This is a genomic window from Saccharothrix sp. CB00851, assembly GCF_001905065.1.
In the GTDB taxonomy this organism is placed as follows: Bacteria; Actinomycetota; Actinomycetes; order Mycobacteriales; family Pseudonocardiaceae; genus Actinosynnema.
This window is the reverse complement of the sequence record NZ_LWLC01000001.1, coordinates 168,676-183,692: the sequence shown is the minus strand read 5'-3', so window position 1 is coordinate 183,692 and position 15,017 is coordinate 168,676. Positions and strand designations below refer to the sequence as shown.

Annotated in this window: 3 protein-coding genes; all 3 read right to left on the bottom strand. The window is 71.2% G+C overall.

The features are described 5' to 3' along the window. Position 1: 1 nt before the first annotated feature. The 3 genes from sdhC to A6A25_RS00805 all read right to left on the bottom strand — a co-directional run bounded on the left by sdhC (position 2) and on the right by A6A25_RS00805 (position 13,937). Positions 2 to 427, bottom strand: a complete 426-nt coding sequence (gene sdhC / locus A6A25_RS00815) for a succinate dehydrogenase, cytochrome b556 subunit (RefSeq protein WP_053722475.1) — start codon at positions 425 to 427, stop codon at positions 2 to 4. A gap of 275 nt (positions 428 to 702) precedes the next feature. Next, positions 703 to 1,962, bottom strand: coding sequence for a YrhB domain-containing protein (locus tag A6A25_RS00810; protein ID WP_073885780.1), 1,260 nt, complete (start codon positions 1,960 to 1,962; stop codon positions 703 to 705). Positions 1,963 to 2,015: 53 nt separating this feature from the next. Continuing rightward, the gene (locus A6A25_RS00805; RefSeq protein ID WP_143192901.1) at positions 2,016 to 13,937 is read right to left on the bottom strand and encodes a toxin glutamine deamidase domain-containing protein; all 11,922 of its coding nucleotides are present in this window, start codon (positions 13,935 to 13,937) and stop codon (positions 2,016 to 2,018) included. Positions 13,938 to 15,017 lie beyond the last annotated feature (1,080 nt).

Below are 15,017 nucleotides of genomic sequence, written 5' to 3'. Positions count from 1 at the left end.
ATCAGTGACCCCCACCGAGCAGGTCGGTAACCGTGCGGACCATCATGTAGTAGGTGCCGGGGATCATCACCAGCACCCAGACGCCGAGCACCGCCCACAGCATCTGCTTCTGGTAGCGGGCGCCCTTCTCCCAGAAGTCGACGAGCATCACGCGGATGCCGTTGAGCGCGTGGTAGAGGACCGCGCCGACCAGTCCGACCTCGAACAGGTTGACGATCGGGTTCTTGTAGGTCTCGATGACCTTGTCGTACGCGTCCGGCGACACCCGCACCAGCGCGGTGTCCAGGACGTGCGCGAACAGGAAGAAGAACGTCAACACACCGGTGATGCGGTGGGCGACCCAGGACCACATCCCCAGGTCGCCGCGGTAGAGCGTTCCGCCCCCTTTAGAGGTGCCCGCCCGCTCGGGTGCGGTGGTGCCGGCCATGCGCAACGGCCTCCAGCGTCAGTGGTGGACTGGTCTCCGGTACGTGCGTACTCGGACCTTGACCCCCGGATGCTAGACCCGCTCGAGCCACCCGACCCAACAGCCCGACCCGTCTGTGAGCGACGAGACACCGGGTGGCGACTTGATCGATTCCCCTCACAGCGACAGGCACTCGGTTGTGCGGTGCAGGTCACCCCGAACGGGTGACGGACACCGTCCACTGCGGACCTCTCCGCTGGTCAGCGGGACCGGTCGGCGGGTCGGGGAGCGGCGCGTCAGCGGTAGTAGATGACGTGCAGACCGGTCGTGCCCTCGTCGGACGGCGTGAACGGGGTCGTGGTGGTGCCGTCGGCCAGTTCGAGGCCGCCTTCCACCCGTCGCGCGTTGACCAGGTGGCCGACGGACTCGCGGCCGCGGCGGTCGTGGCGGCGGATCCAGATCACCGCGGCGGTGCCCACCGGACGGGTGGTGAAGTCGGCCAGCACGTCACTCCACCGGGCGTGGCTGGTGGCCTCCGTCACTTCGCCGAGCCGGGCGAGGGTGGGTGCGAGCCAGGCGGCCGGGCCGGGCGCCGGTGGTGCCGGCAGGTCCGCCGCGCCCGCGTCCCACCGCGACAGCCACTCCCACGGGTCGGCGTTGGGCAGCGCGAACGGCGTGCGGCCCGGGTTCTTCGGCACGACCAGTGCCGCGTCGAGCATCAGGTCCCGCAGGTCCCCCGACGACTGGAAGGCGCGGGTCGTGCAGGCGAACAGCCAGCCGTTGGCCAGCTCGTCCTCCGGCGACGGGTCCACCAGCACCACCTCGTCGCCGTAGGCACCCGCCAGGTGCCGCTCGGCCGCGCGGACGGCGGCGGCGAAGTCCAGTTCGGACACGTCCGGCCGGGGCCGGTGGAAGCGGGCCAGCAGGAGGCTGCCGACCGCCGTCGTCTCCAAGTGGGCGACGGTGCCCCGCATGGCGTCCAGCACGGCCACCTCGCCGTCGTTGTTGTGCGCGTAGAGCAAGTGGCCGGTCACCTCCACGCCCGCCAGCTCACGCCGCACCCAGATGACGCCCCTGGTGTCCGGACCACCCGCCCGCACCGCCTCGACCACCTCGGGCCACGTCGCGCAGGTCGCCACCTCAGCCTTCGGGAAGTGCCCGGTGCGCAGCCGGTCCCACCACCCCGGCTGCTCGTCGGAGGGGCGCCACGGCAGGGCGGAGGCCGGGGCGTGGTCGACGGCCGCGTCCAGCGCGATGACGCAGTTGCGCGCGTTGACGCGCCTGGTCCAGTCGGCTTCGGCCGGCGCCCGCCAGCCCGCCGCGTCGTCGTTGAGGCCGAGGTCGTCGAACGGGCGGTCGTTCGGCAGCGGGTACGGTGCCCCGCCGGTCGTCGGCACGGCGATCGCGGCGGCCAGCATCGCCTCCCGGCTCTCCCGGAACCGGCAGCCGAAGACCGCGACCCGCGGCGTCTCCAGCAGCGGGTGCCTGCTGGACTTCACCGTGCCGCCGTAGACCCGGTCGAGCCACTGGTCGGCGGTGTCCCGTGCTTGCGTCACGCGTACCTCATCAGTTCCGAAGGTCTGCTGGTGGGTTGGGTCGTCCGACGACGCTACGGGACGGGGCCGGTCGGCGGGGTCGCGGTGGCGGGCGGTGCGGTGGCGGGCGGTGCGGTCGCCGTGGTGGGCGGCGGTGCCGGCTTCGGCAGGTCCGGCAGCGGGATGAACTCGATCTTGACCGCTTCGCGCTCCAGCTTGGCCGGGCGCTGGTTCTGCGAGTCGAAGAACGTGATGTCGCCGCCGTCGTTCCAGGCGTTGAAGACGTGCCCGGTGCCGTCGGCACGGGTGATGCCGACGCTGACGTGCCTGCCGGGCTGCGCGGCCAGGTAGTCGACCACCTCGTGGTAGCTCCCGACGGTCTGGAACGTCGACTTGAAGGTGTTCTCCAGGTACGTGCCCGGCGCCGGTGCGGGCAGCGGCGGCGCCGCGACCGGGCGGCCGTGCAGCGTCTCGTGGGTGGCGATCACGCAGTTCGTGCAGTTGACGTCGTGGCCGGGGACGCCGCTCTCAAAGTTCGTCCGGTTCACGGTCGCGAGGCCGGGGTAGGCCGTGTTCGCCCACGTCGCCGCGGCGTTGTCGTCGGCGAACGCGGCGAAGTGCCTCGTGCCCGACGGCAGCCACTTGGCCAGCTCGGCCGCGTGCTCGGCGTCCTGCCTGGCGTTCAGCTGAGCCTCGTAGGCCTTGCGCTCGGCTTCCTGCTTCGCGTCGAGCGCCGCCTCGGCCTGCTGCCGTTCCAGCAGCTGCCTGGCCTTCAGGTCCTGCTCCGCCTTGGCGCGCTCGGCGTCCTGCTTGAGCTGGAGCTGCTGCGCGGCCTGCTGCCGTTCGGCGAGCTGCCGCTGGTTGAGCTGGTGCTCGGCGGCCCGGCGGTCGTTCTCCTCCCGGGCGAGCACCCCCTGCTCGACCCGCTGCCGCTCGGCGGTCTGCTCGTTGTCGAGCTGCTGCTCCACGTTGCGCTGGACGGCCGCCTGGTTGTTCAGGACCTGCTGGCGGACCTGGTTCGGGTCGAACGAGCCCGGCGCGACGGCGAGCTGCTGCTGGATCTGCGCCTCCACCTGGTTGCGCTCCAGCTCCTGGTTCGCCAGGACCTGGGCGGCGACCCGCTGCCGGTGTGCCTGCTGGTTGGCCGTCAGCTCGGCGGCGACGCGGTTGCGCTCGGCCTGTGCCCGGGCGGCGAACGCGTTGCTCTCGTTGGTGCGGTCCTGCTGCTGCCTGGCGAGCAGGTCCGCCTCGGCCTTGAGGCGTTCGGCGTCGAGCTTCGTGGCCAGGGCGACGCCCTCGGCTTGGTGCTCGGCCTGCTGCTTCGCCTGCAGCGCCAGTGACGCGGCCTGCTTCTCGGCGGCCAGGCGTGCCGCGAGGGCGTTGCTCTCCGCGGTCCGCTCGGCCTGGTGGCGTGAGGCCAGGGCGGCGGCGTCGGCGTCACGCTGAGCGGTGGTGCTCGGCGTGGTCGACGTGCTCGGTGTCGACGTGCTCGCGGTGGGCGTGCCGCTCGCGGTGGGTGCGCCGAAGGTGCTCGTGGCGGTGGCCGCCGGCGCGCCGAAGGTCTGCACGCCGGGCGGTGCCGGCGAGGGCGAGCTCGGCACGGGAGCGGTGACCCCCGGGCCGGGCGGAGGTGCGTTGGTGGACGAGGTGGCCGTCGTGGCCGGTGCGTTGGCGGGCGGGGCGGTGGTCGGCGGGGCGTTGAACGCCGCCAGCTGCCGGTCGGCCGCGGTCTTGGCGTTCCACCAGTCCGCCTGCCGGCCGTCGGCGACGTCCTGCTCGCGCGCCAGGTCGGCCTGGGCGTCGGCGATCCGCGTCTCCAGGTCCGCGCGGTCCCGCACGGCCTGCTGGTACTCCTGTTCGGCGGTCTGCCTGGCCTGCTCGGCCTGACGGGCGTTGGCGCGGGCCTCGCGGAGCCGGTCGTTGGCCGCGTCGAGGTCGCTGCGCGCATCGACGGCGGCGCGTTCGGCCGCGTCCAGGTCGGTCTTGGCCTGGTCCGCGGCCGTCTTGGCATCCGCGGCCGCGTCGGCCGCCGCCCGCTGCCGGTCGAGGGCGGCCTGGTGCTCCTGCCGGGCGTCCGCCAGGTCCCGCGCGGCCCGCTCCTGCAGGGCCTGCCGGTTGTCGCGGACCTCGGTCGCGTCCTTGACGTCCCGCACCAGGCCCTCCCGCACCCGGTCGGGCGCGGCGTTCGGGTCGGTGCTCGGCGGGTTGGCCTGGTCGTACCGGCCCAGGGCGGCCTCGGCGTCGAGCAGTGCCTGGTCCGCCCGGGCACGCGCGTCGTCGACGGCCGCCGCCTGGATCTCCGCCAGCTCGACGCCCTCCCGCGTCGTCCGGACGTCCTCCGCCGCGTCGCCCAGCGCCTTGTCGGCCCGCCGGGAGGCGAGGTCGAGGTCGACCGCGCGGGTCGTCGCGTCCTCCAACGCCGTGTCCGCCGTGTCCCGGGCGGTGCGAGGGTTGTCGACCGCGGTGTCGTGGGGACCCAGCGCGTCGAACGCCGTCACCACCTCCTGCGACCGGGTGTCCAGCACGGTCTGGCGGTTGGTGATCTCGATGTCCGCGCCGGCGCGCTGGGCGAGCAGGTCCTGCGCCTGGTGGCGCGCGACCTCCACGGCGGCCTCGGCGGTGCGCCACGCCTTCGCCGCGTCCCGCACGCCGTCCTGCGCGGTCGCCAGCTCCGGCGTGACGGTGCGGCCCAGCGTCGCCTCCACGTCCGCCACCGGCATCCGCAGGTCCGCCGAGCCTGGCACGGTCAGGTCGTAGACGCCGACCTTGCCGTTGCCGAGGTCGGCGACGAACCGGTACACGATGGTGGACTCGGTCAGGCCGGTGCGCTCGGACGGCTTCAGGTTTTGCTGCGTGCCGGTGACCGGGCCGCCCGAGTCGGCGGTCGAGTCGTCGCTGGTGTGCTTGAACTCCGGGAAGGCGAACGCGGAGTTGGCCGAGTTGACCAGGTCCGGGTTGCCCTGCGCGTCGTCCGTCTTCTTGTTCACACCGCCCGTCGGCGCGATGATCACGTCCCCGCTCTGGGTGTGCTTCGCCTCGGACGCGGTGGTGTGCGTGGTGGAGGTCGGGTTCTCCAGCTTGACGCCGTCGCTGAGCGAGTCGAGCCGGGTGTCGACCACCTTCGCGTACACCTTCAGGGAGGCGTGCTGCGCCTTGCCCAGCGTCGCCTCGTGCAGGCCGGGCACCTCCAGCGGCGTCTTCGTCATGCCGGGCAGCATCGACTGGAGCGTCTCGGAGCTGAGCGTGGACAGCAGCGCGTTGTGCGAGCCGGTGCCCTTGCCGGTGATGCCCTTGCCCGCGCCCGCGCGTTCCAGCGCCGCGATGGCCGCCATCCGGATGTCCTGGATGCCGCGCATCCCCTCGACCGACGCGCCGCTGGGCACCTCGGTGCCGTCCCGCAGCCACTCGTCGATCTTGGCCTGCGTCGCCTCGTCCTTGGGCCGGCTGGTCGCGTCCGCCTCGTACGGGCGGCGGTTGTCCGGCACGTCCGGCGAGTCCACGCGGACGTTGTCGGCGTGCAGCCGCACGGTGATCGGCGCCTCGTCGGCCTTGACCCGGCCGACCTCCTTGCCGCCCTTGTGCACCACCAGCTCGAACTCGACCGGCACCTCGTAGCGCACGGCCGGGCCGGTGGCGGTGTGCTTGTGGCCGAACAGCTCGGTCGTGGTGTCGGTGGTGGTTTTGCTCTGCGAGAAGTTGAGGCCGGCGCCGATCGCGCCACCCACGGCGGGCGACTGGCCGTTCTGGACGTCCGGCAGGTGCTGGCCGCCCGCCCTGGCGTTGACGCCCCAGGAGCTGCCCTTGGTGAGGGCGTCGGAGTCCTTGTTCGAGCCGGCCAGGATGTGCTCCATGTCGCGGCCGTCGTTGACCGCTTCCAGGAACTTCGGCTGCCCGACCTTGGCCCTCAGCGTGACCTGGTAGGTGTCCTTGCCGATCACCGTGCCCGGCTTGTGCAGCAGCAGCGGCACGCCGCCGTCCACCGCGGAGTCGATCAGGCCCTTGACGCTCGTCGGCGAGGTCAGGTCGACCAGCCGCTGGAGGTTGCGCATCGAGTCGTCCAGCACCGAGTCGGGGACGAGCTTGCCCCTGGTGTTCTGGTTGACGACCGTGGTGAGCTGCGCGACCACGGGCGACAGGTCCGGCACGTCGTCCACCACGCTGAGGCCGAGCCCGCCGGGTTCGCCGGGGTTGAGCCGCTTGGGCGGGCGCATCGAGCCGTGGTCGGGCGAGGTGTGCGGCGGCACGTCCTCCAGCAGGCCCATGTCCCGCGCGACCTGCTCGCTGACCCGCACGAACACACCGCCCGGCAGGGTCACCGTCTTGCCGTTGGCGTGCGGCGTGCCCTTGTAGATCGCGTTGCCCGACCGGCTCTCGCCGACCATCGAGAACTCCGCGTGCAGCTGCACCAGGACGGTCCGCTCACCGGACGGGCGGACGAGCTTGCGGTCGACGTTGCCGCCGACCTCGCGGGCCGTCGTCTCGGTCTTCGACCACGGCGTCCACTTCGCGCCCGCGTTGAACGTCCCGCCGCCCTGGGGCGTCGTGTCGTTCGGCTTGCCGCCGAGCGCGAAGCCCGCCGAGCCCTCCACCGACTGGCCGTGCGCGACGCTCTCGCCCGCCTTGAAGCCACCGGTCGTCCACGTCTCGACCGGCGTGGTGTCCGAGATGGACACCAGCTTCGGCTTGTCGAACTTGACGGTCATGCCGATCGCGCCCGTGCGGTCGGTGACCCGGCGGTCGAACCGCAGGCTGTCGGTGACCAGGCCCGTCTCGGCCATCTTGCGCAGGTTCGCCTTGAGGTTCTCCGGGCTGAACATCATGTCGATCTGGTTGCGCGCCTCCGTGCCGGGCACGGTCAGCGACCCGTCCGCGCCCGCCGAGGCGTTCACCAGCTCGATCGCGCCGTTGCGCAACGCCTCGGCGTTCGCCACCGCCTCGACGTGCAGCCACTCGTGCCGCGGCGGGCGGGTCGTGCCCGGCTTGAGCAGGCTGGAGATGGTGGTGTTCGGCGGTAGCGTGCCGTCCACCGGGTCGCCGGGCTTGAACTCGGCCGACGGTGTCTTCAGCGCGGAGCCGTCCGGCACCCAGAGCTGCACCTTGCCGCTGATCTGCGGCAGGATCGTCGGGTTGTCGCGGGCGTTGGGGTCCAGCAGCTTCTTGGGGTCGACCGTCCGGACGACGGTCTTCTCCTTCGGCACCTGGAGCAGCGGCGAGCCCGGCGTCATCCGCTTGACCCACGACTGGTTGCGGCTGAACGTGGTGATCTCGACCTCGAACTCGATGTCGTGCGCGAACACCTGCGACTTGGCGTCACCGACGTTGAGCGCCACGTCGTTCACCACCGGACCGGCGGTGGTCTTATTCGCCGTAGTGCTGCTGTACTTCACGGCCGCGTTGCCGGTGGGCGTCAGCGACGCGGTGCCCGGCTTGACGTTCGCGCCGCCGCGGCCCTCGACGCCCGCGCTCCAGCCCTTCGTCGTGGTGGTCGAGCTGTCCAGCTTCGGTGCCGTGGAGGACAGGCCGCGCACCTGGCGGGCGTCGGCCTCGCCGAGGTGGTTGGCGTTGCCCAGCTTGGCCCTGACCGTGACGTTGACGAACTCGTTGGTGGCGAAGCCCTGGCGCTTGAGCTGCACCTGCACGCCGGGACCGAGCAGGCTGTCCATCTGCGCCTTCAGCGCGGTCGGCGACAGCTCCGCGTCGAGCTTGCGCTGGTTGTTCAGCATCTCCACGACGTCGGCGAAGTTCTTGCCGTCCGCGCGCGGATCGGTGCCCCGGTTCCACTCGGGCAGGAAGCCGTCGAAGCCGGGCAGGCCCTTGAGGGCGTTCTCGACCTGCGCCTGCACCTGGTTCGCCGCGGTGAACTCGCCGACGCGAATGTTGCCCGCCGCCAAGCCCTCGGCCAGGTAGGGCGGTTCGAACCGGGTGTTCTCCGTACCCGGCTCGGTGATCTTCGCCTGGGTGTTCTCCGGCACGGGCAGGCCGTGCGCGTTGGCCTCCGGCAGCCCCAGCCGCACGTGCGCGGTCACCGGGACGGTCACCGTGTCGCCGTTGGGCGTGCGCACCTCGACGTTCGCGGTCACCTTGTACAGGCCCGTCTGCCCACCGACCTGCATGCCTGCGCGGTTGACCGACGTGGTGCCCGACGACGAGGTCTCGGAGGTCTTGGCGGACGCCGAACCCGTGATGCCCGCCGCGCCGATGGGGACGCCCGGCACACCGACACCGCCGCCGACGGCCGCGTTCACCTCGACGCCCGAGCCGACGGTGGCCGTGACGCCCGCGTTGGTGGTCGCCGTGTCGTGCATCCGGAACTGCGTGCCGCCGTGCGTGCCGACGAGCTCGGCGTCCAGCAGCGTCGCCTTCATCTGCACGGCCGAGCCGTACGCCGAGTGCGGGCTGGTCAGGTTCGGCGAGGTGACCCAGCCGTTCAGCATCACGTGCAGGTTGTCGCGGATGTTCGTGGCGCTGAGGAAGTCGCGCAGCACCGTGCGGCCGTCCGCGCCGGGCTTCGTCACCGACGGGTGCAGCTTCGCGGCCACGTCCCTGAACGCCTGGTCGGAGTCGATGTCCGTGACCGCCTCGGGCACGAGGTGCTCGACCTTCGCACCCCATGCGGCGTCGGGTGGCCGCACCACGCCGGCGGTGTTGTCGGTGTTCGCCAGGTTGCCCAGGTCGTCCGGGACCTGGAGGGCGACGCCGGTCCCGTTGTCGTGGACGTCGGTGGTGCCGATGACGACGCCCCGCGCGTCGGTCAGCGTGACCCGGTACGTGACCGGCACGTCGTGCTTGGTCGAGCTGTCGCCGCCGCGGACCTCGCGGTCGTCCAGCGCGGTCGTCGTGGTGGTGTTGCTGGTGACCGGGGTGGCGAGGGTGGTCTTCGCGCCGACCGTGCCGTACGCGCCCATGCCCTGGCTCGCGGTGGCGTTGAGCGAGACGTCGTTACCGGTCGTCAGGCTCGTGGTCGTCGTGCTGGTCGCGCCGCTGTCCACCCGGCTGTCGACCTTGGCGGGCGACGCCGTGCCGGGACCCGTCACGGGGTTGAGGACGGCCGTGACGTTGGCGTCGTAGAAGTTCTTGCCCACCTGGACCTGGAACGTGCGACCGTTGCCGAGGAACGACTCGAAGTTGTCGTCCAGCGCCTTGCCGATGCGGTCGACGCCCTGCGGCGCCACGCCGTTCACGGCGGGCAGGAGGCCGTTCACCGCGGTCGCGACCTGGTCCGCGCCGCGCACGTCGTTGACGGCGACCGAGCCGAGCGCCTGGTTGCTCTGGAAGAACGACGGCAGCGGCACACCCGGCAGCACCGCGGGCGGCGGGCCGGCCGGGGTGACGGTCACCAGCGGGATGACCGGGTTCGGCGTGGTGTGGCGGGACGGCGCGTTCGGCGCCGCCACGTCGGTGTCCTGAGTGGCCGGGGCGCTCGGCGGGTTGAACGACTCCAGCGCGTGCATCCGGTTCTCGACCAGCCACAGGTTGCGCGGCTTGACCCTCGCGTCCGGTGCGTCGAACTTGTCGGTCATCGGGCCGTTGTCGTCGACGACCCGGCCCTTGCCCTCCTGGTGCTGGAAGATCGGCTTGACCTCGCCGGTCTCGAAGTACTCGTCGTGCAGGCCGAGGAAGTGGCCGATCTCGTGGCCGAGCACGGCGGCATCGGAGTCGACCGGCCAGTTCAGCTGGTTGGCGCGGCCGTCCGGACCGGTGATCGCGACGGTGCCGTGCGCGTCGGCCGGGTTGTCGGTGAACTCGACGGTGACGTGGAACTGCTCGCCGCTGGGCAGCCGGTTGCCGTTGTTGTAGAAGGCGTCGACGCCTTGGCGGGTCTTGGTCTGGACCTCGGCGATCTGGTCGGGTGTCGCGTTCCCGTCGGGGTCGAGGAAGACCTTGACGGTGAAGTCGCGCACCGGCACGCCGTTGACGTCCAGCACGCGGGTGTCGTAGGCGATCGGCCCGCGCCAGGCCTTCATCTGGATGCCGTCCGGGCCGACGGTGGTGCTGTCCAGGACCCCGCCGTCCTCACCGCGGACGGTGGTCGTGACGGGTGTGTTGGCGCGGGCGTCCCGGATGTCGGCGGAGGTCGCGGCGTTGGGATCGGTGTCGAACCAGGGTGCGGTGGGTGCGGTGCTGTGCCGCCAGTCGGGGTTGTCCAGGACCGGGTGCGGGCCCTGCGGTTCGGGTGAGGTGATGACGGTGTCGGTGACCTTGACGCCTTGCGGTGCGGCGGGCGGTGTCCAGCCTTCCGGCCGGCGCAGGTCGTGGTCGACGTGCACGTCGGTGGTGGTGCCGTTGGTGTCGCGGACGGTCGCGTCGATGCCTTTGGCGGCCAGTGCGTCCGCGACGACCTGGGCGTTCGGGCCGGAGACCTCGACCACGGCGGGCCGGTAGCCGTTCCGGTCGCGCATCGCGTTGGACTCGGCGAGGTCGGCGGCCAGGGCGTCGATGCGGGCCGACTGCTCCGGGGACGGCACCGAGGCCGGCGGGATGTCCAGCGACAACTCCGGTGCCGGACCGCGCGTTAGGCGCTCGTTCGGCCTGGTCGGTGGGGCCGGTGGGGTCGGTGGGGTCGGTGAGCCGTTCGGCCCGCGGCGTGTCGTCGGGGCGTTCGGGGCCGGCGTGGTGGGGCGGGACGGGTCGTCCAGCCACGAGGTGGGCGAACTGGCGCGGCTGGGGTCGGCGAGCCAGGACGTGGCCGGGTCCTGGGTGCCGGGTTGGGCCGGTTCGGGCGTGCCGGGCCGGGACGGGTCGGCCAGCCACGAGGTGGCGGGTGGCGGTGCGCCCAGGTCGGCGGCCTGGTTGCGGGCGTCGACCTCGCGGATCCGGTCACGGTGCGCGGTGATCGTGTCCGGGTCGGCGAACATGGCGCGCAGGTCGTCCATCTTCTGCGGGTCGGCGTACTGGAAGTGCCGGCCGTCCTCGGTGCGGGTGATGCCGTCCGTGCCCGGTTCGAAGCTCTTGGTGAAGGCGTTCGGGCCGTGCTTCTCCTTGCCTCCGGCGTCGGTGTAGCTGCTGTACGTCGTGTAGGACGAGAAGTCCGCTTGGTAGTACTGGTGGAACTCGTCGAACAACTTGCGCGCGTTGTCCGGGTTCGGCGGGCCGCTGTGCGTGGGGTCGGGGTCGCCGATCCGTTCGGCCAGGTCGTGGATGAACTTGAACGTCTCATCGGCGGAGAGCTTGTTGCGCAGGTAGAACCCGAACGGGTCGGAGTCCACGATCGACTTGACCGCGTCGAACTCGCGTTGGTCGGCCCACAGGCCCTGGTAGCGGTCCATCATCTGCACGGCGAGCTTGTGCTCCGGCTCGGCGTCGTGGCGGCCCTTGCCGTCGCCGAACTGGTTCTTGGCGTTGTTCTTCTCGATGTCGTGGAACAGGATCGCCTTGGCCATCGCGTCGGTGGAGATGAACCGGGTGTCCGGGTTCTCCGCCTTGGTCAGGTCCAGGTACTGGCCGAGCACCATCTGGGCGTGCTCGTAGAAGGTGAACGAGTCCTTCGCGCCCTGCGGCCGGTAGGGGGTGTCCTGCGGCTTGGTGGCGACCTCGTCGAACTTCGGCGCCAGCTCGGGGAACTTCTTGATCAGCTCGTCCACCACCGGTTTCGGGTCCGGCTTGCCGTCGGCACCCCGCACGCCCTCGATGGTCTCGCTGAGCTTGTCGCCGAACTCGCGTTGCGCCTGGTACTCGGCCTCCGCGTTGGTGCTCCACACGTCGTACTCGTTGCGGAACGGCCCGCGCGGGTCGTCCTGCGGTCGGGTGTTGAAGTCCCGCGCGATGCGGTCGGAGTCCGCCGCGATGAGCGCGCCGATCTCGGCCTGGGCGGCGACCCCGGGCACCTCGGCCATGAACGCGTCCACGTCGGCCGGGTTGACGGGCTGGAACGTGAAGCCGCCGAGCTCCTGCTTGGCCTTCGCGATCGCCTCGGCCGCGACGTCGTGCGCGATCGAGTCCCGCAGGGCCGGGTCGACCAGCGCGAGGGCCGGGTGTTGGCGCAGGTTCGTCTCGATGTCGGCGGACAGCTTGGGCAGCACCGCGGTCTCCACGACCGCCTTCAGGTCGTCCGGTGAGGTGTTGATCAGGTCCTGGCCGGTGAACGAACCCAGCGCCCCGTTCACCACGGGCCCGAGGACCTTCTGCTGCGCCACCTCGCCGAACCGGTTCGGGTCGACCTCCGCCTGGATGTTCGGCATCGGACCGCTCAGGATGCGCTGCTCGACGCGGCCCTTGAACTCGGCCAGCCGCGGACCGCTGAGCCAGCTGGACTTCTTGCCGCGGCCGCCCTCGGCGGTCAGCGAGTCCAGGTTGCGGAACTCGGCCTGGAGCGCGTCCCGCACCCGGACTTCGAGGTCCTTGGCCACGGCGGCGCGGCTGTCGTCGGTGAGCAGCTGCACACCGCTCTGCTTCGGCACGTCCTTGACGAAGGCGGCCACGAGCGTGTCGACGACGTGCTCGTCGAACGACTTCGCCTTCTTCGGCGGCTTGCCGAACCCGTTCTCGACCGCGTCCTTGAACGACCGCAGGTCCTTCGGCACCTGGCCGCCGTTGGCGTTCTTGATGGCCAGGTCCAGGTCGCGCATCACGGTGTCCAGCGACTTCGGCACGACCTGTGTGTTGACCACGTCGGCGAGCGTGTTCGGGTCGACGTCCGGCACGGTCGTGGTTGCCAGCTTGGTGTTCAGCACGCCGGGCGCGGTGGACAGCACGTCGGTGGCGATCTTGCCGACGTTGACGGAGGGCGGGCCGACCGAGTTGAGGAACTGGTTCAGCCGTTCGAACCGGGCCGCGAAGCTCGTGTCACGCGACTGGGCGTCGTCCTTCTTGCCGGGTGCGCTCTCGGAGTCGGGTTCGATCAGCGCTTCCGGCTTGCGGTCGGCGGGGTTTTGCGCGGCCTGCTTCCAGGTGACGTGGTGTTCGCGCAGGGTGGTCGCGATCTCGTGCAGCCGCTGCGGGTTGTTGCTGAAGCCGAGCTCCAACTTGCCGGTCTTCTTGTTCGTTTCCCAGGAGAACCACGGGTTGTAGTCGTTGCCGAGGGCGTCGGGCTTGAAGTCGGGGTCGATACCCAGCCGTTCGTAGAGCTTGGCGACCGGCGTGACCCGGCCGGCACCGTCGGGGTGCGCGAAGGAGTTGTGTTGGGGCGAGGAGTACGTGACCAGCGAGCCCGGCGTGGCGTGCTGGATCAGGGCGTCGAGGTGCGGTCCGCCGATGCCGAACTGGTTGGGCTCACCGCGCTGGTCGACGTTGAAGGTGTCGGTCTCGGGCGACGAGCCGGGTGCGCCCTCGATGGTCGACCCTGAGGTGATCCGGTTGTACACGTCGAGGGGGACCAGGAACGAACGCAGCACCGGGTTCTTGACCTCGGCGCTTTGGTCCGAGACCTTCTTGCCACCGTCGGTGATCTCGTACTTGGCCAACCACTGCACGGCGCGCTGCGGACGCCCGGCGCCCGCCCAGAGCTGGGAGTTGTTGCCGGGGGTGATGCTGAGCGCGCCGGTGTTCGGGTTCTGCTGGATGTCCTTGTACTTCAGGTTCTGCTTGCCCGGAACCGAGATGTCCAGCGGCGCCGGGTTGACCACCGCCGTGTAGATGCGGACGTGGTGCTCACCGGCGATGGTCTCGACCTCGTACTCGCCGCGGTGCACGGTCTTCTTGCCGGCACCGTCCCCGATCGTCGTGGGCCCGGGATAGGAGACACCCGGCCGTCCGATGTGGACTACTTCGGTGGTCGCGTCGTAGCGGGGGCCGCCGGGGGTGTCCTTCTGGACGACGTGCACGGGGATGCCGGTGATCTTGCCGTACGAGGTGAACCGGCCGTCGGGGCCGAGGACGTGCACGCGCGTGCCGGTCGCGTCGGCGATCTGGTCGGGGGTGGGGTTGGGGGTTTGCTGGAGGTCCTGCTTGGCGTTCGGTGGTGCGTCGGGGCCGAGGGTGGTGGTGATGGCGTTGACGAGGCTTTCGGTCGGGGTGTTTCCCGGCACCGGCGCGGTGGCGACGCCGTGCTTGTCGAGCATGTCCTGCTGCGCGGGGGTGACGCCGGGGGAGGTGGGGCGGTCGCGCTTGGCTGGGGCGTTGGGCAACTGGGGTTCGGGTGCGGTGGGTACGAGGACCGGCCCGCGCTCGTGCGGCCTGGTCGTCGCCTCCGTCGGGGCCTGGGGTGCGGTCGACGGCGCGCTGGTGCCGGCGGTCGAGGTGTTGGTGTGCGCCGGGGTGTCGGTATCGGTGGTCGGTGCCGACGTGTCGGCCGACCGAGTGGGCGCGTTGGCAGGTGCCGGTGGCGTGGTGGTGGCGGACGTTGGAGCCGGTGTGGTCGGGGCGGGCGTGGTGTTGGGGGTCGGTGTTGGCGGGCGTCAGGTCGACCAGCGGGATCGGCGCGTTCGGTGACTGGACGTCCTGCGTGGTGATCGGCGGTGCGGGACGCGTGCCGGACGTGGAAGCGGGTGGAGTCGCGCCGACGAAGTAGTCGCGGAGCATGGTCTGGAACGTGGGGCCGGGTTCGAAGCTGTCCCACTTGGACCGCGTCCGGTCGAATTCCCGGTTCAGCAGGTCGATGTTGGTCTGGTAGCGCGCGCTGCCGTCGGAGAACTGGTTGTACTGGCTGGGTTGGCCGAGGCGTTCGGAGAGCGCGTCGGTGATGTTGCGGGCCAGCAGCTCGGTGACGGCTTCGTCGGGGTTCAGGTTCTTGTTGTAGACGCCGCCCTGGCCGTCGCGGTGCGCGAAGGTGACGTCGCTGCCGACGGAGTGCACGTGCATGAATTCGTGGGTCAGCAGGTGCCGGATGGCGTCGGCCTTGCGCGCGGGGTCGGTGGTGAGGTCGTCGAGGTGGTCGGTGTTGAGCAGCACGTGCCCGTTGATCGCGCGTGCCGGGTTGGTGAGGGTGCTCTCGATCAGCCCGGCCCGCGTGGCGGCGACGTCGCCGTTGTGGCCGACCTTGGCTTGGGCGACCTGGTCCAGCAGGGTGTCCAGGCGTGCGACGGCGGCGGGGTTGCCGTCGTTGAGCTGCCGCAGGAAGTCGGCGGACAGGATCTCGGCGCGGACCTGCGCCGGGTCGATGCCCTGCGCGTTGAGCTGGCCGGTGGTGACGTCGGAATCGC